At 64.1% G+C, this 19,927-nt stretch carries 23 protein-coding genes and 1 pseudogene; 8 read left to right on the top strand and 16 right to left on the bottom strand.

Annotation, left to right across the window (positions count from 1 at the left end):
• Nucleotides 1-99 precede the first annotated feature (99 nt).
• The 6 genes from rhaS to rhaM form a co-directional block, all read right to left on the bottom strand.
• Entirely contained in the window at nucleotides 100-1,107 is a 1,008-nt protein-coding gene (gene rhaS / locus CFB39_RS33320) for a rhamnose ABC transporter substrate-binding protein (protein WP_089476153.1), read from the bottom strand.
• Between the two features lie 81 nt (nucleotides 1,108-1,188).
• Complete coding sequence (locus tag CFB39_RS33325) at nucleotides 1,189-2,190, bottom strand: ABC transporter permease (protein ID WP_089476154.1); 1,002 nt, start codon at nucleotides 2,188-2,190, stop codon at nucleotides 1,189-1,191.
• Nucleotides 2,183-3,208 carry an ABC transporter permease gene (locus CFB39_RS33330; RefSeq protein ID WP_241022725.1) on the bottom strand — a complete coding sequence of 342 codons (1,026 nt, stop codon included), beginning with the start codon at nucleotides 3,206-3,208 and terminating at the stop codon, nucleotides 2,183-2,185. The genes CFB39_RS33325 and CFB39_RS33330 overlap by 8 nt, the downstream gene beginning before the upstream one ends.
• 17 nt (nucleotides 3,209-3,225) lie before the next feature.
• Nucleotides 3,226-4,803 carry a sugar ABC transporter ATP-binding protein gene (locus tag CFB39_RS33335; RefSeq protein ID WP_256991511.1) on the bottom strand — a complete coding sequence of 526 codons (1,578 nt, stop codon included), beginning with the start codon at nucleotides 4,801-4,803 and terminating at the stop codon, nucleotides 3,226-3,228.
• Nucleotides 4,804-4,823: 20 nt separating this feature from the next.
• Nucleotides 4,824-5,723: an amidohydrolase gene (locus tag CFB39_RS33340; protein WP_089476157.1), complete on the bottom strand. Its 900-nt coding sequence runs from the start codon at nucleotides 5,721-5,723 to the stop codon at nucleotides 4,824-4,826.
• A 20-nt stretch (nucleotides 5,724-5,743) separates the two neighbouring features.
• Nucleotides 5,744-6,058 (bottom strand): L-rhamnose mutarotase, encoded by a 315-nt coding sequence (rhaM, locus tag CFB39_RS33345; protein ID WP_089476158.1) that lies wholly within the window; start codon nucleotides 6,056-6,058, stop codon nucleotides 5,744-5,746.
• A gap of 133 nt (nucleotides 6,059-6,191) precedes the next feature.
• Here rhaM and CFB39_RS33350 point away from each other — a divergent pair, with 133 nt between their 5' ends.
• Nucleotides 6,192-7,136, top strand: coding sequence for a LysR family transcriptional regulator (locus CFB39_RS33350; protein ID WP_089476159.1), 945 nt, complete (start codon nucleotides 6,192-6,194; stop codon nucleotides 7,134-7,136).
• Between the two features lie 29 nt (nucleotides 7,137-7,165).
• Here CFB39_RS33350 and CFB39_RS33355 read toward each other — a convergent pair whose 3' ends face one another.
• The 6 genes from CFB39_RS33355 to CFB39_RS33380 form a co-directional block, all read right to left on the bottom strand.
• A complete protein-coding gene (locus tag CFB39_RS33355) occupies nucleotides 7,166-7,948 on the bottom strand; it encodes an SDR family NAD(P)-dependent oxidoreductase (RefSeq protein WP_012363568.1) in 783 nt (260 codons plus the stop codon).
• Between the two features lie 20 nt (nucleotides 7,949-7,968).
• Nucleotides 7,969-9,147: an L-rhamnonate dehydratase gene (gene rhmD / locus CFB39_RS33360; RefSeq protein WP_089476160.1), complete on the bottom strand. Its 1,179-nt coding sequence runs from the start codon at nucleotides 9,145-9,147 to the stop codon at nucleotides 7,969-7,971.
• Nucleotides 9,148-9,177: 30 nt separating this feature from the next.
• The gene (locus CFB39_RS33365) at nucleotides 9,178-10,506 is read right to left on the bottom strand and encodes an MFS transporter (RefSeq protein ID WP_089476161.1); all 1,329 of its coding nucleotides are present in this window, start codon (nucleotides 10,504-10,506) and stop codon (nucleotides 9,178-9,180) included.
• A 76-nt stretch (nucleotides 10,507-10,582) separates the two neighbouring features.
• On the bottom strand, nucleotides 10,583-11,335 hold the full coding sequence (locus CFB39_RS33370; protein ID WP_089476162.1) for an SDR family NAD(P)-dependent oxidoreductase: 753 nt from the start codon (nucleotides 11,333-11,335) through the stop codon (nucleotides 10,583-10,585).
• The gene (locus CFB39_RS33375; RefSeq protein WP_089476163.1) at nucleotides 11,332-12,195 is read right to left on the bottom strand and encodes a fumarylacetoacetate hydrolase family protein; all 864 of its coding nucleotides are present in this window, start codon (nucleotides 12,193-12,195) and stop codon (nucleotides 11,332-11,334) included. Before CFB39_RS33375 ends, CFB39_RS33370 begins: the two co-directional genes overlap by 4 nt.
• A 240-nt stretch (nucleotides 12,196-12,435) precedes the next feature.
• Complete coding sequence (locus CFB39_RS33380) at nucleotides 12,436-12,597, bottom strand: hypothetical protein (protein WP_256991512.1); 162 nt, start codon at nucleotides 12,595-12,597, stop codon at nucleotides 12,436-12,438.
• A 200-nt stretch (nucleotides 12,598-12,797) separates the two neighbouring features.
• Here CFB39_RS33380 and CFB39_RS33385 point away from each other — a divergent pair, with 200 nt between their 5' ends.
• From CFB39_RS33385 to CFB39_RS41000, 4 genes and pseudogenes are all read left to right on the top strand, one after another.
• Nucleotides 12,798-13,487: a hypothetical protein gene (locus tag CFB39_RS33385; RefSeq protein ID WP_089476164.1), complete on the top strand. Its 690-nt coding sequence runs from the start codon at nucleotides 12,798-12,800 to the stop codon at nucleotides 13,485-13,487.
• Complete coding sequence (locus CFB39_RS33390) at nucleotides 13,475-14,176, top strand: hypothetical protein (protein ID WP_089476165.1); 702 nt, start codon at nucleotides 13,475-13,477, stop codon at nucleotides 14,174-14,176. The genes CFB39_RS33385 and CFB39_RS33390 overlap by 13 nt, the downstream gene beginning before the upstream one ends.
• Before the next feature lie 180 nt (nucleotides 14,177-14,356).
• Nucleotides 14,357-14,671, top strand: coding sequence for a hypothetical protein (locus CFB39_RS33395; protein ID WP_046546935.1), 315 nt, complete (start codon nucleotides 14,357-14,359; stop codon nucleotides 14,669-14,671).
• A gap of 76 nt (nucleotides 14,672-14,747) precedes the next feature.
• Nucleotides 14,748-14,953: pseudogene (locus tag CFB39_RS41000) on the top strand (MFS transporter); the annotation flags it as partial.
• Between the two features lie 74 nt (nucleotides 14,954-15,027).
• Here the strand turns inward: CFB39_RS41000 and CFB39_RS33405 are convergent.
• From CFB39_RS33405 to CFB39_RS33415, 3 genes are all read right to left on the bottom strand, one after another.
• Nucleotides 15,028-15,267: a hypothetical protein gene (locus CFB39_RS33405; RefSeq protein WP_256941368.1), complete on the bottom strand. Its 240-nt coding sequence runs from the start codon at nucleotides 15,265-15,267 to the stop codon at nucleotides 15,028-15,030.
• A gap of 385 nt (nucleotides 15,268-15,652) precedes the next feature.
• Nucleotides 15,653-16,945: an NRAMP family divalent metal transporter gene (locus tag CFB39_RS33410; RefSeq protein WP_089476515.1), complete on the bottom strand. Its 1,293-nt coding sequence runs from the start codon at nucleotides 16,943-16,945 to the stop codon at nucleotides 15,653-15,655.
• A 285-nt stretch (nucleotides 16,946-17,230) separates the two neighbouring features.
• Nucleotides 17,231-17,614, bottom strand: a complete 384-nt coding sequence (locus CFB39_RS33415) for a hypothetical protein (RefSeq protein ID WP_089429691.1) — start codon at nucleotides 17,612-17,614, stop codon at nucleotides 17,231-17,233.
• 255 nt (nucleotides 17,615-17,869) lie between these two features.
• Here CFB39_RS33415 and CFB39_RS33420 point away from each other — a divergent pair, with 255 nt between their 5' ends.
• The 3 genes from CFB39_RS33420 (at nucleotide 17,870) to CFB39_RS33430 (ending at nucleotide 19,505) form a co-directional block, all read left to right on the top strand.
• Complete coding sequence (locus CFB39_RS33420) at nucleotides 17,870-18,310, top strand: Hsp20/alpha crystallin family protein (RefSeq protein ID WP_089433695.1); 441 nt, start codon at nucleotides 17,870-17,872, stop codon at nucleotides 18,308-18,310.
• A 15-nt stretch (nucleotides 18,311-18,325) separates the two neighbouring features.
• Nucleotides 18,326-18,733 (top strand): Hsp20/alpha crystallin family protein, encoded by a 408-nt coding sequence (locus CFB39_RS33425; protein WP_089476166.1) that lies wholly within the window; start codon nucleotides 18,326-18,328, stop codon nucleotides 18,731-18,733.
• 208 nt (nucleotides 18,734-18,941) lie between these two features.
• Entirely contained in the window at nucleotides 18,942-19,505 is a 564-nt protein-coding gene (locus tag CFB39_RS33430; RefSeq protein ID WP_089476167.1) for an Hsp20/alpha crystallin family protein, read from the top strand.
• Between the two features lie 101 nt (nucleotides 19,506-19,606).
• On the opposite strand, the gene CFB39_RS33435 is transcribed toward CFB39_RS33430, so the two are convergent.
• Nucleotides 19,607-19,861 (bottom strand): hypothetical protein, encoded by a 255-nt coding sequence (locus tag CFB39_RS33435; protein ID WP_089430122.1) that lies wholly within the window; start codon nucleotides 19,859-19,861, stop codon nucleotides 19,607-19,609.
• Between the last annotated feature and the right edge of the window lie 66 nt (nucleotides 19,862-19,927).

Below are 19,927 nucleotides of genomic sequence, written 5' to 3' on the forward strand. Positions count from 1 at the left end.
ACGTGCGCGGCGTAGCCGCGAATGCGCAAAACGGGATTCGCGAGCCGTGTCGCGCGAGACACCCCGCCCGGACATCAGGCGGGGGCCCGGAGCTGGGGATCAGAAGTTGAATTGGTCGATGTTGGACGCATCGAACGTCGTGGGCGGCCCGAGGATCACTTCTCCGCTCTTGCCGATCGTGCGCTTGCCGAGCTTGCCGGCCTCGAAACTCTCGCCTTCCTTGCCCGAGATCGCACCCGATGCGAGATTGGCGGCCGCATAGGCGGCGAGGTAGCCGAGTTGGCCCGGATCCCAGAGCTGGAACGCCTTGACCGTACCGTTCTTCACGAAGGCGCGCATCTGGTTCGGCGTGCCGAGCCCTGTCACCGCCACCTTGCCCTTGCTCGACGACGTCGAGATATAGCGCGCGGCGGCGGCGATACCGACGGAGGTCGGCGACACGATCGCCTTCAGGTTCGGATAGGCCTGCAGCAGACCCTGGGTTTCGACAAACGATTTCTGGTCGTCGTCATTGCCGTATGCGATCTTGACGAGCTTCATCTTCGCGTATTCCGGCTTCTTCAGTTCCTCCTGCATCCACTTGATCCAGGTGTTCTGGTTGGTGGCATTCGGCGTTGCCGACAGAATCGCGAACTCGCCCTCCCCGCCCATCAGCTTCGCGACGAGCTGGATCTGTCCGCGGCCGATGCTCTCGGCATTGGCCTGGTTCACGAAAACATTGCGGCCGTCCGCCGCCGTGTCGGAATCGAACGTGACGACCTTGATGCCCTGCGACATCGCGCGCTTCAGATACGGCACGACCGCGTTGGGATCGTTTGCCGCGATCACGATCGCATTCTGTCGCTGCGTAATCAGCGTATTGACATACTGCACCTGCGACGACGCGCCGGCGTCCGACGGGCCGACCACCTTTCCGTCGCCCTTGAACTCCTTGATGGCCGCCATCCCGCCTTCGTCGGCAATGACCTCGTACGGGTTGTTGATCTGCTTCGGCACGAACGCGATCTTCAGGCCGTCCTTCACACCGGTTGCACCGGCAGCACTCCCGATTCCGAACAACAGGCTGCAAACCGCGACGGTCGTCGCCATGCGCAGTGTCTTGATCATGCTACGTCTCCTATGAATCGCCGGGCCGCTCGGCCGGCGTTGTTGATATGCGTTGGGTTCACACTCGGTACACGGTGCCGTTCAATGCGCGATCGCGCGTCGCGCTCTGCGCGCCCGCCAGCCCGCGACAAGATTCGGGATCAGCACGGAAGACAGCAGCAACACGCCGGTGACGATCGTCAGGGTCTCGCTCGACACGTCGACGAGCGTGAGCGCGTTCTTCAGGACGCCGACGATCAGCAGCGACAGCAGCACGCCGTACAACGAACCGCGTCCGCCGAAGATGCTCACGCCGCCGAACAACACCGCGGCGATGACAGCCAACTCGAAACCCTCGCCGTTGTCGCCGCGCGCACTCGTGAAACGAAGCGTGTAGACGATGCCCGCGATCGCGCTCATCACGCCCGACAACACGAACAACTTCAGCTTCGTCTTCTTGACATCGATGCCCGAAAAAGCGGCCGCCTGGTTGTTGGACCCAATTGCATAGAGGCTGCGACCAAACGCCGTCGCCTGTAGCAAAACGGTAAACAGCACGGCAGCGACGATGACGATGACGAACGGCTCGGGAATGAACGTCGCACCTACCGTATTCATCCCGAACGACGTGTAAGCCGCCGGAAAATCCGCAATCGCCTGGTCGCCGAGCAGCACGTACGCGAGGCCGCGAAACAGCGCGAGCGTCCCGATGGTCACCGCGAGTGACGGGAGTTCGAAGCGAACGATCACCCAGCCATTGAAGAACCCCGCAAGCGCGCCGCCAGCGAGCACCAGAACGATGACGACCGGCATCGGCAAGCCGAGATGCCAGAGCGCGCCCATCAGCGCGCTCGATGCACCGAGGATCGACGCCACCGACAGGTCGATCTCGCCCGTCACGACGATCAGCGTCATCGTCATCGCCATCAACGAGATCTCGGCGATGTCGAGCAGGATGTTGGTCAGGTTGGCCGCGTCGAGAAAGACCGGCGACAGGACGCGCGCCATCACCAGCGACGCTGCGAGGATGACGGCCAGCAGGACTTCCCAGGTCAGGACAGCCGCGGATCGGTGGGCCGAAACCGGGGTGGATCGATTAACCATGGTCGCGTTTCCTCATCATGCGTTTTGCGATGGAGCGGGCGAGCAGCGTATCGGTGGCGACGGCCGCCACGATCAGCGCGCCCTGGATTGCCTGCTCCCAGAAGGGCGAAACGTGAAGCACCGCGAGCGCGATGCTGATGACACCGAGCACGACCGCGCCAAGCGTCGCGCCCAGGATCGTGCCGACGCCGCCATTGATGGCCACGCTGCCGACGACGGCTGCCGCAACCACCTGCAGTTCGATGCCCTTGCCCGTACTGGCATCGACCGTGCCGAAGCGTGCCAGCCAAAGTGCGCCGGCGAAGCCCGCGATCGCGCCGGAGATCATGAAGCCGGTCATGACGCGCCGATCGACCCGGATGCCGGCCAGCCGCGCCGCCTCCGGATTGGAACCGATCGCGTAATGTTCGCGCCCCGCACGAAACTGCTTCAGATAGACCGACAGCCCGGCGAGAACGACAGCGGCAACCAGCGCCAGGACCGGAATGCCCAGGACCGAACCGGTCGCAAGCCGCGAGAACGCGTCGGGCAGGCTCGTTGCGTTGATCTGTCCGCCGTGGACCCACGCGTAATCGGCGCCACGAAAGATGTAGAGCGTCGACAGCGTCGCGACCAACGACGGGACCCGGCCGATGGCGACCAGACTGGCATTGATCGCGCCTGCCGCCAACCCGATGGCGAGCCCCGCCGCCAGCGCGACGGGCACCGGCATGGCCGGATACGCGACATAGAGAGCGCCGACGCCATACGCGCTGATGCCGACCACCGAGCCGATCGACAGATCGATGTGCCGCATCAGCATCACGACCGTCATGCCTGCGGTCAGCAAGCCGACAATCGACACGTTGAGCAGCACATCCCGCAGATTCTGCATGCTGAGAAACTGCGGACGGGCAAGCGCCGTGCATGCGATCAGCGCCACCAGGACGACGAACAATGTCGCCTCGCGTCGCTTCACGACGGCAGACAATCCGCCAGCCAGTGTTCCACGCGTCGGGATGCGCTCGGTTCGATTCATCGCGTTCGTTCCGCTCGTCATGCCGCCCGTCCCAGTTCGATATCGTCTTGCCCGAGCGCGGCCCGCATGATTCGCTCCTCAGTCGCGAGCGCCCGCGGAATCTCCGCGCGGATGCGGCCTTCGTGCATCACGAGCACGCGGTCGGCCATGCCGAGCACTTCCGGCAGCTCGCTCGAAATCATCAGTACCGCCATGCCGTCCCTGACCAGCTCGGACAGCGCCCCATACACTTCCGCCTTCGCGCCGACATCGATGCCGCGCGTCGGCTCGTCGATGATCAGCACCTTCGGACCGGTCGCCAGCCACTTGCCGAGCACCACCTTCTGCTGATTGCCGCCAGACAATGTGCCGACCGGCAACGTCAGGTCGCTCGCTTTCAGGCGCAAGCGGGCGCCCCACTCGTGCGCAAGCACCGCTTCACGCGCTGCGGAAATCAAACCGAACCGTGTCAGGCGACCGAGCACCGTCATCGACGCGTTGCGCGCGATGCTGAGTTCCAGTGCGAGCCCCTGCTGGCGCCGGTCTTCCGGCACCATCGCGAGCCCGGCCTCGATCGCCCGCCCGGGCTGCCCGGCCGAGAGCACCTTGCCCGCCACGCGGATCTCGCCCGAATCGAGCGGGTCGATGCCGAAGATCGCCCGCGCCACCTCGCTGCGGCCAGCACCCACCAGACCAGCCAGCGCGACGATTTCACCGGCGCGGACATCGAACGTCACGTCCTTGAATACACCGATGCGCGTGAGCCCTCGAACCGCGAGCTTCACGTCGCCCGGCTCGACCTGCGCTTTCGGATAGAACGTCTCCAGGTCACGTCCCACCATCTTCGCGACGATGTCGGCCGTGGTCATGTCCGACGTGCGCGCGTCGAAAACCTTCGCGCCGTCCCGCATGATCGTCAGGTGCTGCGTCAACGCGAACACTTCCTCCAGACGGTGCGTGATGAATAGAATCGCCGCGCCCCGCTCGCGCAGCGTCCGCACGATCGCGAACAGCCGCTCGACTTCGGGCAGCGACAGCGCGGCGGTGGGCTCGTCCATGATCAGCACGTTCGCGTCGACCGACAGCGCCTTCGCGATCTCGATGACCTGCTGGTCCGCAATCGACAGGCCGCGCACCAACTGCTGCGGTTTCAGGTTCACGCCCAGCGATACGAGCAGCTCGGCCACTTCCCGATGCATCGTGTCGTAATCGATGCGCCCGAACCGGTCGACGGGCTGCCGTCCCATGTAGATGTTTTCCGCGATCGACAGATCGAAGAAAAGCGTCGGCTCCTGATAAATCACCGCGATGCCGGCATCGCGCGCATCGGCCGGCGACGAAAACCGCCGCTCGGTCCCGTCGATGGACAGCGTGCCCGTGTCGGGCGCATGGACGCCCGCGAGAATCTTCACGAGCGTCGATTTGCCTGCGCCGTTTTCGCCGAGCAGCGCGTGCACTTCGCCCGGCATCATCGTGAGGTTGCCGTCGATCAGCGCGCGCACCGCGCCGAACGACTTGCTGGCGCCGCTGAGCGCCAACCGCGGCACGGTCGTGCCGCTTGAGGATGTCTGCACTGTTGTCTCCGTCGATATTGTCGTTGTGCGGCCGCCAGCCATTGCCGCGGCCGCTGGCACCGCTAGATGCGATAGATGCACTCGGCGTTGGCGACGAACAGCTGCCGCCGCTCGTCATCGCTCGCGCCTGCGACGATGCGCGCATACGCTTGCCACAACGCGTCGTACGAGCCGAACAGCCTGTCGACCGGAAAGTTCGACGCGAACATCGCGCGCTCGACGCCGAAGGTATCCAGCGTCTCGAGCACATACGGACGCAGGCTTTCCACGGTCCAGTGATGATCGAACATCGCCAGCCCGCTGATCTTGACCGCCACGTTCGGGCACGCAGCCAGCGTTTTCAGGCCCTCGCGCCACGCGCGATAACCGGCGGGGCTGTCGCGATCGACGAACATTCCGGCGTGGTTCAGCACGATCTGGATGTCTGGATGCGCCCGCGCCAGCTGCGCCGCCTCGTCCATCTGCGATGGGTAGAGCTGCAAGTCGAACGACAGGCCGTATCGCGCAAGCAGTCCGAAGTTTTTCCGCCAGACCGGGTCGCGCAGGTAATGCCGCTGAACATAGCCGTACAGCGGGTTGTCATGCACGTTGAGGATCTGGCGAATGCCGCGTACGTTTGCGAACGCAGCATGTCCGGCCAGCGTTGCCTCGACATCCGGTACGCTCAGATCCGCCGCGGCGACGATGCCGTTCGGCCATCCGGCAGCCCGTCCGTCGCCTGCATCGGCGAGCGTCTGCAGCCAGCGCGTCTCCTCGACCGGGTCGGCCGGATCGTGATTGGCTTCGACGTGCACGATCTTCACGATCTCGATCTCGCCGGCATCGCTCAACAGATCACCGGGCAGGTAGTCGTGCTTCAACAGCAGCGCATCGCCGACGAACGACGTTTTCGGATGCTCGAGCCACGGGTAGTGGTGCGTACCCAGCGACCAGAAGTGCACATGGGGATCGATGACTTGCATGCGGTGTCTCCGTGTGCGGGTCAGGGAAGATAGAACATCGGGACCAGCGGCTTCTGTGCCGGCGCGCCGTCCGAACCGGTGGCCATGATGTCGGCCATGAAGCCCCACCATTTGCGCATGACGTCGTCGGTCACGAGTTGGTCCATCCGGTGATCGCGTTCGCGCTTCAGCACGGCAAACAGATGGTTGGTCGCGTCGTCGAGAAAAATCCAGTAATCGCGAATGCCGGCCTCGTGAAGCGTCTCGACCAGCTCGGGCCAGATCTCCCGGTGGCGGCGCCTGTACTCCTCGCTCTGCCCGGGATTCAGCACCATCCGGAAGGCGATCGTCTCCATGTTTGAATCTCCGTCGTGTCATGCCGTTTTTTGTGCGCCAGTGGCGTATGGCAGCGACTATAATTCCGCCACTGATAACAAACCAATCCGTATTCGTGATTGGGCGATCCACAAACCGAATCGCATTCCTCACATGAGTCCGCACGACGTCACCGTCTCGCTCGTCAACCGCCTGAAGTTCAAGCACCTCGGGCTCCTCGTGGCGCTCGACGATACGCGCAACCTCCATCAGGCCGCGGACGAAATCAACGTCGCGCAACCGAGCGCGAGCCGCATGCTGGGCGATATCGAGGACGCGTTCGGTTTCCGGCTGTTCGAGCGCAACGCCCGCGGCATGTCTCCTACCGCGCTGGGAGAGGTCGTGCTCACCTACGCTCGCCGCGCACTGTCCGACCTGACCCGCTTCGCCGAGGATCTCGATGCGAAGCGCCGCGGCGGGCACGGCCAGCTCACGGTCGGCGCGATCATGGGCGCCGCACCCGACGTACTGGCACTCGCCGTCGCCGCACTGAAAACCGAGCGCCCACTCCTCAGCATGCGGATCCTCGGCGAGACCAGCGATCAGATCGTTCAGCTCCTCTACCGACGCGACGTCGACCTTGCACTGGGCCGACTGACCGCATCGCTCCAGCACAACGACTTCAGCTTCGAACCGCTCGCACGCGAGACGCTCGTGCTCGTCGTACGTGCCCGACACCCGCTCGCCGGCGTGTCCCGCGTGTCGCTCGACGAACTCGTCGCATGGCCCTGGATCGCGCAACCGGTCACGAGCCCCGCGCGCGCGATCCTGGAAGAGGAGTTTGCCCGCGCAAACCTGTCGACGCCCGCCAACGTCACGGAATGCGGCTCGATCTTCGCGACGCTGCAACTGGTCGGAACGTACGACGCGGTCGCGATGCTTCCCGAATCGGTCGTGCGCGACCACGTGCGTGCGAAGCTGCTCGTCGCACTTCCGATCGAAATCGGCAAGAGCCTGCCCGGCTACGGGATCCTCACGCGCAAGGAGGAACCGCTGGCCGAGCCCGCGGTTCACTTCATCGCGCTGCTTCGCCGCTTCTCGCAACCGGTCGCGAACTGATCACGCGGGCCGCGAAGGCGGCCCCTCGCTCACTGCAGGTTCACGAACATCCCGCCATCGACCAGTAGCGCGGCCCCCGTCACGTAGCGCGCCCGGTCGGACGCGAGGAACACCACGCAATCGGCCACGTCCTCGGGCTGGCCCAGCCGGCCGAGCGGGATGCGCTTCTCGAAATAGCGCCGCTTGTCTTCGTCCTCGAGATCCGCTGCGTTCAGATCGGTCGCGATCGTCCCCGGCATCACGGAATTGCAGCGAATGCCGTACGGGCCGAGCGCGATCGCGCACGACTGCATCAACGAATGCACACCGGCCTTCGTCGGCGTGTAATGCGTCTGCATGCCGCCCCCCACGAGCGCGCTGATCGAACTGGTTGCGACGATCGCGCCCCCCGTTCCCTGTTCCTTCATCTGGCGTGCGACCGCCTGCGTCACATAGAACGCACCGTTCAGGTTGACGCCGATCGTGCGCTCCAGGACCGACGGAGGCATGTCGAGAAATGCGTGAAACGGACAGATGCCGGCGTTGCTGGCCAGCACGTCGACCTTGCCGAACGCGTCTACCGCATGGCGAACCAGGTCGATGCCGGTTTGCGGCAGCGCGACATTGCCCTCGATTGCAATCGCGCGACGACCCGCGCGCTCGACTTCGGCGACGACCTCGGCAATGGCGGAGCGCCGCCCATACGACGCGTCGTTGTCGCCCCAGTAATTGACGACCACGTCCGCGCCTTCACGCGCGCTGGCGACGGCGATAGCCCGGCCGATGCCGCGCGAGCCCCCAGTGACGATGACGACCTTGTCTTCGAGCAGCACCTTGTTTCTCCTCGTTGCGTTCAATGCGTGTACGGACGAACCAGCGCGCATTCGGGATTGAGCCGCACGCCGAATCCCGGCCGGTCCGGCACCTTCATCCGCCCGTTGACCGGGACCGGCTCATCGAGCAACAGCGGCGTGAACATCGGTACGACTTCGTCCGCCTTCGGTGCCATCATCAGGAATTCCGCGAACGGCGAATTGTGGCGCGTCACGACGAAATGGTAGCTGTACACCGATGAACCGTGCGGCACCACCATCACGTTGTGCGCGTCCGCCAGCGCCGAGATCTTGATGAGCTCGGTGATCCCGCCGCACCAGCCGACGTCAGGCTGGATCAGGTCGCAACATCCCATTTCGAGCAGCATGCGGAAGCCCCAACGGGTCGCCTCGTGCTCGCCCGTCGACACCATCATGCCGCGCGGCACGTTGCGCCGCAGTTCCGCATAGCCCCAGTAGTCGTCGGGCGGCAGGCATTCTTCGATCCACTTCAGGCCGTATTCATGAGCGGCGTTGGCGAGACGCGTCGCATAGCGCACGTCGAGGCTCATCCAGCAGTCGAACATCAGCCAGAAGTCGTCGCCGACGCGGTTGCGCATGTCGGCGAGTTTCTCCAGGTTCTTACGGAGCCCTTCCTCGTTCTCGGCCGGACCGTGCTGCAACGGCATCTTGCCGCCGATGAAGCCCATCTGCTTGGCGAGATCCGGACGCGCGCCGGTCGCGTAGAACACCAGCTCGTCGCGAACCGGGCCGCCAAGCAGCTGATAGACCGGTTCGCCACGCACCTTGCCGAGCAGATCCCACAACGCGAGATCGACGCCGGAGATCGTATTGAGCACGACGCCCTTGCGTCCGTAGTAGAGCGTCGCGTAATACATCTGGTCCCACATCGTCTCGATGTCGGTCACGCTCCGGCCTTCGAGGAAACGCGCGAGATGCTTTTCGACGATGAACGCACCGATTTCGCCGCCCGTCGTGACCGCGAAGCCCACGCTGCCGTCGCTCGCTTCGATCTCGACCACGAGCGTGCCGAGGACGTTGATGCCGAACGACCGTCGGCTCTCACGGTATTCCGGGTAACGCGACATCGGCGTGGCGATGTGGTCGTCGATCCAGTGTCCGTCGTCCTGATCGTGATAATCCGCGCCGCCGCCGCGAACGGTGAACGCACGCACATGCTTGATGGTGGGCATGGCCATGAAGAATAAGCTCCGAATGTTTTGGCTGGGTTACCGCATGCGCTGGACAGGCGGTTTGAATGGTTCGGCGGCAAGGCCGACGGATCGACGCGGCACGATGACCGCAATCAGCAACGCTGCCAGCAAGCTGGCAAGCGCGAGCACCTGCAGCCCGGCCGCGCCTGCACCGAACCAGCGGTCGGCCCATGCGCGCAGTGTCGGTGCGATGAATCCGCCCAGGCTGCCGAGTGAATTGATGAGCGCGATGCCGCCCGCGGCGGCCGCCCCGGTCAGGTCGCGCGCGGGAAACGTCCAGAACAGCGGCTGGGCGGCAATGAAACCGCTCGCGGCCGCGCACAGCCCGGCGAGCGCGACGAGCGGCGCAGGTGCAATGCCCGACAGCGCAATGCCGGCGGCGGCACACACGAGCATGACGATCGCCCACTTCCGATGTCCGCTCGAGCGTTCCGCCAGGCGCGGTATCCACCACGCGGCGCCGAGCGCGCACAGCCACGGCACTGCGGTGACCAGCCCGACTTCGAAGCCGACATGTCGGCCGAGCAATGCGCCGACTTGTTGCGGCAGGAAGAAGATCACGCCATACACGCTTATCTGGATCAACGCATAGATCGCCGCATAGGCCAGCACACGCGCATTCGTCACCGCAGCCATCACGCTGCGCGGGCCATGTTGCATCGCGACCTTCGCATCCTGTTCGATCGCGTCGACCAGCACGCGGCGAGCCGGCATACCGAGCCATTGCGCGTCGCCCGGCGCATCGTCGAGATAGCGAAGCGCCCATACGCCGACCAGCGACGCCAGCCCGCCCTCGACGATGAACATCCAGCGCCAACCGGCCAGGCCGAATGCGCCGTGCAGATCCAGCAACCACCCCGACAAGGGCGCGCCGAAGATGAACGCGAACGGCGCACCGAAATAGAACACGCCGATCGCGCGGGCCCGTGCCGATTGCGGAAACCAGTTCGTCAGGTAATAAATGATCCCCGGGAAGAACCCTGCTTCGGCAACGCCTAGCAGGAACCGCAATACGTAAAACGTGGTTGCGCTGTTCGTGAATGCCATTCCCGCCGACACGAGCCCCCACGTGACCATGATCCGGCACATCCAGATTCGTGCCCCGACCCGATGCATGATGAGGTTGCTCGGCACCTCGAGCAGCGCGTAGCCGACGAAGAACACGCCTGCGCCAAAAGCGAATGCCGCATCGGACAGGCCGGCATCGCGTTGCAGCGCGTGCTGGGCAAAGCCGACATTCGTCCGGTCGAGAAATGCGAGGACGTACATCAGCAACAGGAACGGCAGCAACCTCCGCATGACCCTGCCGACCGCCTGCTCGACAGCGGGTTGCGTCGCGTTCATCGTGGTGTCTCCTTGTCCGGGCGGTCGATCCGCCCTGTATCGTGCGACCCGCTTGGCGCGGGTCGGCTACCGTCGATCAATAGGTGGCGCGACCGCCCGACAGGTCGAACACGGCCCCGGTGCTGAACGCGCAATCCTCGGACGCGAGCCACAGGATCAGCGACGCGGCCTCGTCAGGCATCAGGAAGCGGTTCATCGGTATCTTCGACAGCATGTAGTCGATATGCTGCCGGGACATCGAGTCGAAGATCTCGGTCTTCGCTGCCGCGGGCGTGACCGCGTTCACGAGGATGCCGCGGGTCGCCAGTTCCTTGCCGAGGGATTTCGTGAGGCCGATCAGGCCAGCCTTCGAAGCGCTGTAGTGCGATGCGTTCGGATTGCCTTCCTTGCCGGCCACCGATGCGATGTTGACGATGCGGCCGTAGCCCTTCTCGAGCATGTGCGGCACCACGGCGCGGCACGTCAGATACGAGCCGATCAGGTTCACGTCGATCACGCGGCGCCAGACCTCGGGCGGCAGTTCCCACGTCAGGCCGTTGCCCCCCGTGATACCGGCGCTGTTGATCAGCACGTCGATCGCACCGTGCCGCTCGAACGTGGCCGCGGCCGCGGCGTCGACGGACGCTTCGTCGGTTAGTTCAACGACGACGGTCGATACGGTGCCGAGTTCCGACAGTTCATGCTGGCTGCGCGCGAGCCGCTCCGCGTCGACGTCCCACAACGACACCGCCGCGCCCGAGCGCAGTGCCCGCTGCGCGACCGCATAGCCGATGCCGCGCGCGCCGCCCGTGATCACGACCACTCGGCCGCTCAATTCGATCTGGTTCATCGTGCCTCCGGCAGACGTGCGGCAACCGTGCGTTGCTGCTGCTCGCCAAGTCCGTCGATACCGAGCCGCATGGTCTGGCCCGCGCGCAGAAAGACCGGCTCCGGCTTCTGACCCAACCCGACGCCGGGCGGCGTACCGGTGGAAATCACGTCCCCCGGCTGCAGGCTCATGAACTGGCTGATATAGGACACGAGCGTGGCGACGTCGAAGATCATCGTCCGCGTGCTGCCATCCTGGTAGCGCTTGCCATCGACCTCGAGCCACAGGCGCAGCGACTGGGGATCGGGAATCTCGTCGCGCGTGACAAGCCATGGGCCGAGCGGGCCGAACGTGTCGCATCCCTTGCCCTTGTCCCACTGCCCGCCGCGCTCCAGCTGGTACGCGCGCTCGGATACATCATTGACGACGCAGTAGCCGGCGACGTATTCCAGTGCGTGTTCGCGCGACACATAGCGCGCCTCGCGACCGATGACGACACCCAGTTCGACTTCCCAGTCGACCTTCTCCGCACCAGGGGGGATCTCGACTTCGTCATGCGCGCCGACGATCGCGCTCGTCGCCTTCATGAACAGTACCGGCTCCGTCGGGACGGCCATGTTCGATTCCGCGGCGTGATCCGAATAGTTCAGGCCGACGCAAATCATCTTGCCGACCCGGCCGACACACGGGCCGATCCGGGCGCTGGCCGGTGCGAGCGGAAGCGACGCCGCATCGAGCGCCGCGAGGCGGCGCAGGTTGTCGTCGGAGAGCGCGTCCGACGCGATGTCGTCCACGTGACCCGACAGATCGCGAATGCGACCGTCCCCGTCAATGACGCCGGGTCGCTCCTCGCCCGGCACACCAAAGCGCACCAACTTCATGCAATGTCTCCTCGTCTGGATTGAATGTCCTCTGCAGGGCCCATGTTGAAGCCCCGGCAATAGCGGAACAATCCGAAATTCGCATGAAGTGATAGCAAAACCGAATCGATCGGTCAGCGCAGCCTTTCGGCGTCAGCACCGACGTCTGGAATCAATCACGGCCGAGTCGCGGCTGATCAACGGACCGGTCGAGAACTGCTTGAAGTTTTTGCAGGCGCCGGTTTGTCCGGGGTCAACGCGTCAATCGCCCCGCCTCTTGATACCGTCGGTCAACAATGAGATCGAGGTACGCAGTAGATCGTCGATGTGATCGACATCCAGTCGAAGGCTGTCGGCGCGCCACATCAGGCTGATAACGCCATTCATCATTGCCCACAGCGCCGTCGGATGCATAGGTTCCATGCAGATGTACCGTTGCCCCCTTCATCGCGAACAGATCCGCGATCCAGGAAACGGCACGGGTGTCGAAAATCCTGCCCGTCTTCACCCGCCCCTGCATCCGCTCTCGCTCCGCCACCGTATCTGCGTATGTCATCCAGCCAAGGTGCTCGGTGTCCCACCTCGGGAAATGGCGTCGCGATGGCATCCAGAGGAGACAACTCATGAAGCTTTTCATCGGTATCGTCGTTGCCGCAGCGGCGCCGTTCGCGCTCAGTGCTTGCGGAGGCGGAGACGACATTGCGCCCGTGGCAGCCCAACATCCGGAGAATCTGGCCATCTGGACCGCGCTCGGCGGTGATTCGGCGGCCCCCGGCGTGGTGGCCGGCGTGGTTGATGCCGCGGTCGCAGGCCTGTTGGCCGACCCGGTCGAAGCGCCCTATTTTGCGGCCGTATCCGGTAATGCGAGCCACAGCAGTGCCGCCCATGACACCCCTGCGCGGCTTGAAGCCTGTCTCACGCTGCAGTTTGAAGCGCTCCTCGGCGGTCCGTACACCTACCCTGGCCCCGTCAAGGTGGCCGGCGACATCGACGCCCAGCCGGAGATGTGTCAGGACATGACGACGGCCCATAACGACGTCGGCGTTCCAGGCTGCGTGTTCGACCAGTTCATGGTGGATCTCGTCGCGACGTTGCAAAGCAAGCTCCCGGCCGCGGACTTTGCCGCACTGACGTCGACGACCAATGGAACGTACACGCTCACCGAGAAAAACTCGGCCGGCATCCCGGTCGGCACAAAATTCCAGTTCAGTGCGGTACCCACCCTCTTCAACCTGCGTAATACCATCATCAGCGCCACACCCGGCGGCCCCGTGTATCTTCCCCCGACGGTTGCAACATCATGTACGGGCTGACGGCGTTGCGAAGGACCCACGTGATCGCGTGGGTCGTTGCGGCACTCTCCGTGAGTGTTGCCGGGATCGGCGGGTTGCACACGACGCAAGGGCGACGGCTCCTCACCGAGCTGGGCGTGAAGTGTCCGGTGGATTCCGTCGACTCCCGAACGGTGCTGTCGATTCGCAACAAAGCGATTTTGCAGGAGAAAGGGGTATCGGCGGCCGCCCACCGTCCTGCGTTCGGCCTGCAGCTCGATCGCAGTACGGAGGCGGAAGTGTCGGAAAGAATGTTGCGATACAACGCGCAGTGCGTCGAATTGACCCGAGGCTTGCGTTACCTGCGCTGTCGAGGTGTGCCAGCTAAATCGCTCGGCTCGAATGGCCCACCCGTGAGCGAAATATGGTTCAGTTTCGCGCCGGATCATACGTTGATGGCCATCAATGTGTACCGTCGTGACATGTCCGTCGATGAAACGCGACGGAGCTGGCAGATCGCCGTGCGGAATCTGCACGATGTGCTCGGCGCACCCACATCCGTGTCGGGAGATACGACGCTGGAAACGCTGATAGGCAAACCCGTGGCGGTTGCACGGGTGAGCTACGCCTATTCGGATTACATAGCAACGATCACCGCGTCCCACCTGCCATACGGAGGGCTGGCCGTCCGCGAACAGTACATGTCTACCGCGGTCAGGCAAGCGGGATAAACCGGGCTCGTGAACGGGAGGCTCGATGTCACGCAGGTACAACGAGAAAAGGATCAAGATTTCGCGAGGGGCACTCGCCTCGGGCTGACGACACAAACCAGTCCAGGAATTCCGCCGCGCGACGCTCGGTGCATCCTCGCGCGGCGTTAGAATAGCGCCCCTTCTCACAGGAGACGAAAAATGTCCTGGTTCGTTTACGAAGTGCCCGAATACCACGAAGACGCTGCGCGCATCGAGCCCTTCAGTGACCTGCGTAGCCGTGTGCTGCAAATCAGTGGCCCGGCCATGGCCGACGAACTGGAAAGCGTTCGCGAGAACGCCGCGGCGACGGTCGACAGCCCCGAGCGCCCGCTGCGCACGCCGGAAAATCCGCATGTCTTTCCGATCCCTTACGCCGACTCCATGATCCTGGTCGGGTTCATCTTCGATCTGAAACGCGAATTCCGGCAACTGGTCGTGTCACCCGTCGAAATGCCCTGGTTGAAAGACGCATAAAGGGCGAGCAGGCCCGGTCGGCCCACCGTCGATCACCTCGGTCGCATGGCCGCTGACCGATGTGTTCCGACTTGCCGCAGCGATCGGCATCCAGGGCGCCGTTATCCCCACCGTATTGCGTTTCATCCAGGGCGTTGGCGTGGGCGGTGAATGGGGCGGCTCGGCCCCGATGTCGATGGAGCGGGCGGCACGGATGCGCATCGCGGTTTCGTTGCGTCGTGGCCGCGGTCCGGCTGGCCGGCGGGCTTGTTTATCGCCAACCTTGCCGCGCCGGCCATGAGCCGGTCTGACATTGAAAAAGCCGCCGGACGGCGAGATCGCCGCTATCGCGCGGCGGCTCGTCCGGCGTCACCGGATTATCGTTCGCTGACCTTCACGCGCGGCAGCCATTCGGCCTCGGCGCCCGGCGTGCCTTTCAGACGAGCAGGAGTCGCATCCTGCGTGTGCGCGTCGAAGCGGCGTGCCGCCTCGGTGTCGAGATGCCGGCCATCGAACGTCGACTGGCGACGAGTAATCATGTTGATGCGAAGGCGTTTTGCCGCCATGGTCGGTATTCCTTGAGAAAAACGGTACTTCGCCGACTGGCGAAATGCCATAGATTTACGCGAGAAAGATGTCGCTGCGATGACGCGGCGCGCGAGGCGAATCCGCCGCCATCGCATGGCTTGCCGCCTGCACCGCAGCGGCCGGTGCCCGGGCCGCCCGCTCCATCACCTCAAGGTAGCGATGGACGCAAGCCACTCGTGATGGACAAGCAGCAGCGCGTCGAGTTCAGTTTCCTCGGCGCTCGCCAAGGTCATGCGTCACCGCTCTGCGCCCCTTCGTCCTTTTGACGCTCCAGGCGAGGACCGGTGCCGAATGAATCGGCTATGTCGAATACCGAAACCGAACGGCACCGGCCACGCATCGGAGGCCGCCAGGCGGGAATAGACCGCCGAGCCAATCGAGCTTTTTGGCGACTCCCGAGCCGCCTGCCGGACTTCAGCCCGGCACAAAAATCCCCGCGGCTGCAATTGCCATTGCAAGTGTTGCAAGCCACCCTCCCCACGCAAGCGGTCCCGCAACGGCGAACTCCCCCATGACCCGCTTGCTCCGCGCCATCAGCATCATGACGACCATGATGGGAACTGCCGTTACCCCGTTGATCACCGCGCTCCAATACAACGCCCGGATCGGATCGAAATGCATGAACGTGATGGCAACGCCACCCACGGTTGCCAGTGCGATGACCGCATAGAATTCCCGCGCGAGCGTCAACTTTAGGGCGAGGCTATTGCGCCAGCGGAATGTGCCGGCCGCCGCGTATGCGGTCGATCCGGCGAGCACCGGCAGCGCCAGCAGGCCGGTGCCGACGATCCCGAGCGCGAACAGCATATAAGCGAAGCGGCCCGCGATCGGCGCAAGGGCCCGCGCGGCGTCAGCCGACGTCTTGACCTCGATGTGGTGCGCATGCAGCGTAGCCGCCGCGGTGAGCACGATGAAGAAGGCAATGACATTCGATACGCCCATCCCCAGCCAGGTATCGAAACTGATTCGGCGCAGTTGCGCCGGGGCCTGGTGGGGAACGCGGCGAAGCGGCCCCTCGCGCGGCGCGGACTCCAGCTCCTCGACTTCCTGCGAGGCCTGCCAGAAGAACAGGTACGGGCTGATGGTCGTACCGAGGACAGCGACGACCGTCGTGAGGTAGTCCGACGTCAGCGCGATATGCGGCCATACGATCGCACGGCCCACCTCGCTCCACCGGATCGGGACGATCAACGCCACCGCCACATAAGCGAGCAGGATCAGCGCCGTCCACTTGAGAAGGCGTGCGTACCGTTCATAGGGAACGAACACCTGAAGCACGACCGACAGGCCACCCAGCCCGACCACGTAGAGCTGGTGCGGCCCGGGGAACAGCAAGCCGGCCGCGGCGCCCATCGCCGACAGGTCGGCGGCGATGTTGATGACGTTGGCGATCATCAACAGCACGACCGCGCTATAGAGCAGCCACATCGGGTAGTGAGCCCGCATGTTCGATGCAAGCCCCTTGCCGGTCACTCGCCCGATCCGCGCGCTCACCAGTTGTATAGCCGTCATGAGCGGGTAGGTCAGGAAGAGAGTCCATAGCAATTCGAATCCGAACTGCGCGCCGGCTTGCGAATACGTACCAATGCCCGACGGATCGTCGTCGGCCGCGCCGGTAATCAAGCCGGGGCCAAGGCGACGTAGCCAGTTCGGGCCGGCGGCCTTAGGCGCGGTTTTCTCGAATTCGAGCGGTTCAGGGTCGTTCATGATGGCGGCCTCCCGATACGGCCTCAGCAATTCACATACCCGTCCAATACGGTCGCCATCCGATACGCGCGGTGGTTCGATCCTCGTGGATCACGCGAGGCTCCCCCTCACGCTTGTTTCTGCGTGATGTTTCGAGTCACGCTGGTCCGGCGGGACAGCTGCCTGTCGCGTGGTCCGCCTGCCCTCCATCGGGAGATCGATCCCGACCGGGTCGCTGCACGGTGACGCAACGGGCGATCCGGCTGGAGGCCACCGCATCGCCCCGCCCCGTGCAGGCCCGGCCGATCATTGGATCGGCGACGTCGTACCCAGCTTCTCCGACAGCATCCGCTCATACACGCCGAAGTGCAGATCGACCTCCTTTTGCGTGACGGGCGTAACCGTGATGTTGATCTGGTCAGGCAACAGGCCCAGCACCACCGCGACGGCCGCTTCGAGTTGCGGCGCACAAAACTTGTCCTCCGCCATCGTGGTGCCCACGACGACGTCGTAAGTCTTTTCCTGCCGGCAGACGACCTCGACGAGTCGAGCCCGCGCACTCATGTTGTTGTCGATCGCAAGTCGGACGACTTCCGCCACGGTGCGCATCGACTCGGTCGGAAACCCCCTCGTCGAACGCAGCCGAATACGGTGTCTGCCGAGCGTAATCCAGTCCGTGTCGAATTCCATGGCGCCCTCCGTAACGCAGTACCGATTCGCCGCGATGATAGGGTCCAGCGCGACAATTTCAAGGGCAAAAAATGGCGGTTTCCCCCTTGAAATTCTCCGCAGAATTCCTATCTTAAGTTTCGCTCAGGCAGACGCGCGGGGCGCTTCATTCCGCGCGCTGCGTGTTTCGATTTGTTTGCCATGCAGTCCGGCAGGCGAACTGGAGCGCGTAGGCCCGTTCGCCTCCATGCTGCGACAAGCCAGGAGGATAAGATCATGAGCGATCTCTATTTCGGAACCGACCTCTTCAGCGAGTTCGACCGCCTGCAGCAACAGATGGCGCAACGCTTCGGCGGTTTCCCGTCCAGCATTCGCGCGAGCCGTTTCGGCACGTTCCCTCAGATCAATATCGGTGCGACAGACGATTCAATCGAGATCGTCGCGTTCGCGCCCGGCGTCGACGCCGCCGCGCTCGATGTGTCGATCGACAAGGGACTGCTGACCATTGGCGGCGAACGCAAATCGGCACAACGCGACACCGGGGGTGAGCGGCGCACCTATGCGCAAGAGCGCTTTGCCGGAACGTTCCGGCGGGTCATCGAGCTGCCCGAGGCCGCTGATCCCGACAAGGTGCAGGCGCACTACGAAAACGGGTGTCTATCCATCAGCATTGGCAAGCGTGAATCGTCCCGGCCGCGTGCCATCGCTGTCCAGTAAGAGAAGGAGCCGATCATGAAAGACACTACCCAACTGGCGGAACGCGACTCGTCCGCCGTTGCGCGTCGCGATACCGAACAGGCCGTGCGCCGGATGACACTCGTGCCGGCCGTCGACGTATACGAGGACAGTCAAGGCGTCACGCTGTGGGCCGATTTGCCCGGCGTGACGAAGGACAAGCTGGACGTGAAGGTTCACGACAGCAGCCTCCTGATCGAGGCCGAGGCCGTGGTGCCGACGCCGGCCAATCTGCGGCTTCAGCATGCCGAGGTTCGGGAGCCGCATTTCGCCCGCACGTTTACGCTGTCCGCGGATCTCGACTCGTCCAGGATCGAGGCGAGCCTTCAGGACGGGGTGCTGAAGCTGACCATCCCGCGCCGCGACGAAGCGCGTCCACGACGCATCGAAATCAAGACCCGCTGACGCGTCATGAGCCAAGGCGCAGCACGCGCCCCTCCGTCGACGCAGAACAGGATCAGCGACGCTTCGCTGCCTGAGTCGACGCAGGCGTATGGGTGAGGACACGCGCTCCGGATCCGCACGATCCCCGTGACGCGAATCACGGCGCGCGTGTCCGCACCGGACGGCTACGCCAGGCTCAAAACAGACTGGAGATCAATCGGAGGACGCCATGAATGCCGATCCGAAAAAGTGGAACCCGTTCAAGTTCCTTCGCGGGGCCACCCGCAAGTCCGATCCGGAAGGCCCGGACAGTCCGCCGACAGGCGAGCCGGGGCGTGCGTCGTGGCCCGACATTTCGCGACTGTTTTCACGAGAACCATGGCGCGCCATGGAGGAATTCCTTCATGACCCGTTCGCCGGCAACGGCGCGCTCGAACGATGGTTTGGCGACTTCAGTTCATCGCGCTTCCAGCCGCGCATCGACGTCGTCGATGAAGGCCCGGTGCTGCGCGTGACCGCCGAGCTGCCCGGAATGGAGCGCGAAGATCTGAAGGTGAGCGTCGAGGATGGCGCAATCGTACTGCGCGGAGAGAAAAGGCAAGACGTGCGCAGTGAAGAAAACGGTTGCTACCGGCTGGAGCGCGCCCATGGAAGCTTCGTACGCACGATCCCGATGCCGGACAATGCCGACCCTGAGCACACCCTGGCGAAGTTCGACAACGGTGTTCTCACGTTGACCGTACCGAAATCGGAGCCGGCCAGGCCCACCAGTCGCACGATCGAAATCGGCTGAGCGGGTTTCCCGTGCCATCGACGCGGCCGGATCAGGAGGACAACTGATGGATGTCGACGCGCATCATGCCCCGCGTGCCGCTTGGAACCGGCGACGCCGATTCAGTCTTCCTCCATCAGATAGCGAATCACGAGTGCCGGATCGGCGATATCGAGGATCAGTCGCCGCAGAATCCGTCGGCGCATGTGGTCCGCGTCGAGGCTCCAGGGCGCCCCCTTCTCGTTGAGATAACGGGTGATGGCGTCCCGGTGATCGGCGTTTGCCGGCAAATCGAGCCGAACAGCCAGCAGTCCTGCCACGACGTCGTCAAGCTCGATGTCGAGCGGTTTCGAGTCGATGCAAAGTTCGAGTTTCATGTCGATCATCGGCAAAAAGGGGCGCCGCATGAGGTGAGGCAGCCCGCGGCGCCAAACGACTTGCAC

Source organism: Burkholderia sp. AU6039 (assembly GCF_002223365.1).
Lineage (GTDB): Bacteria > Pseudomonadota > Gammaproteobacteria > Burkholderiales > Burkholderiaceae > Burkholderia.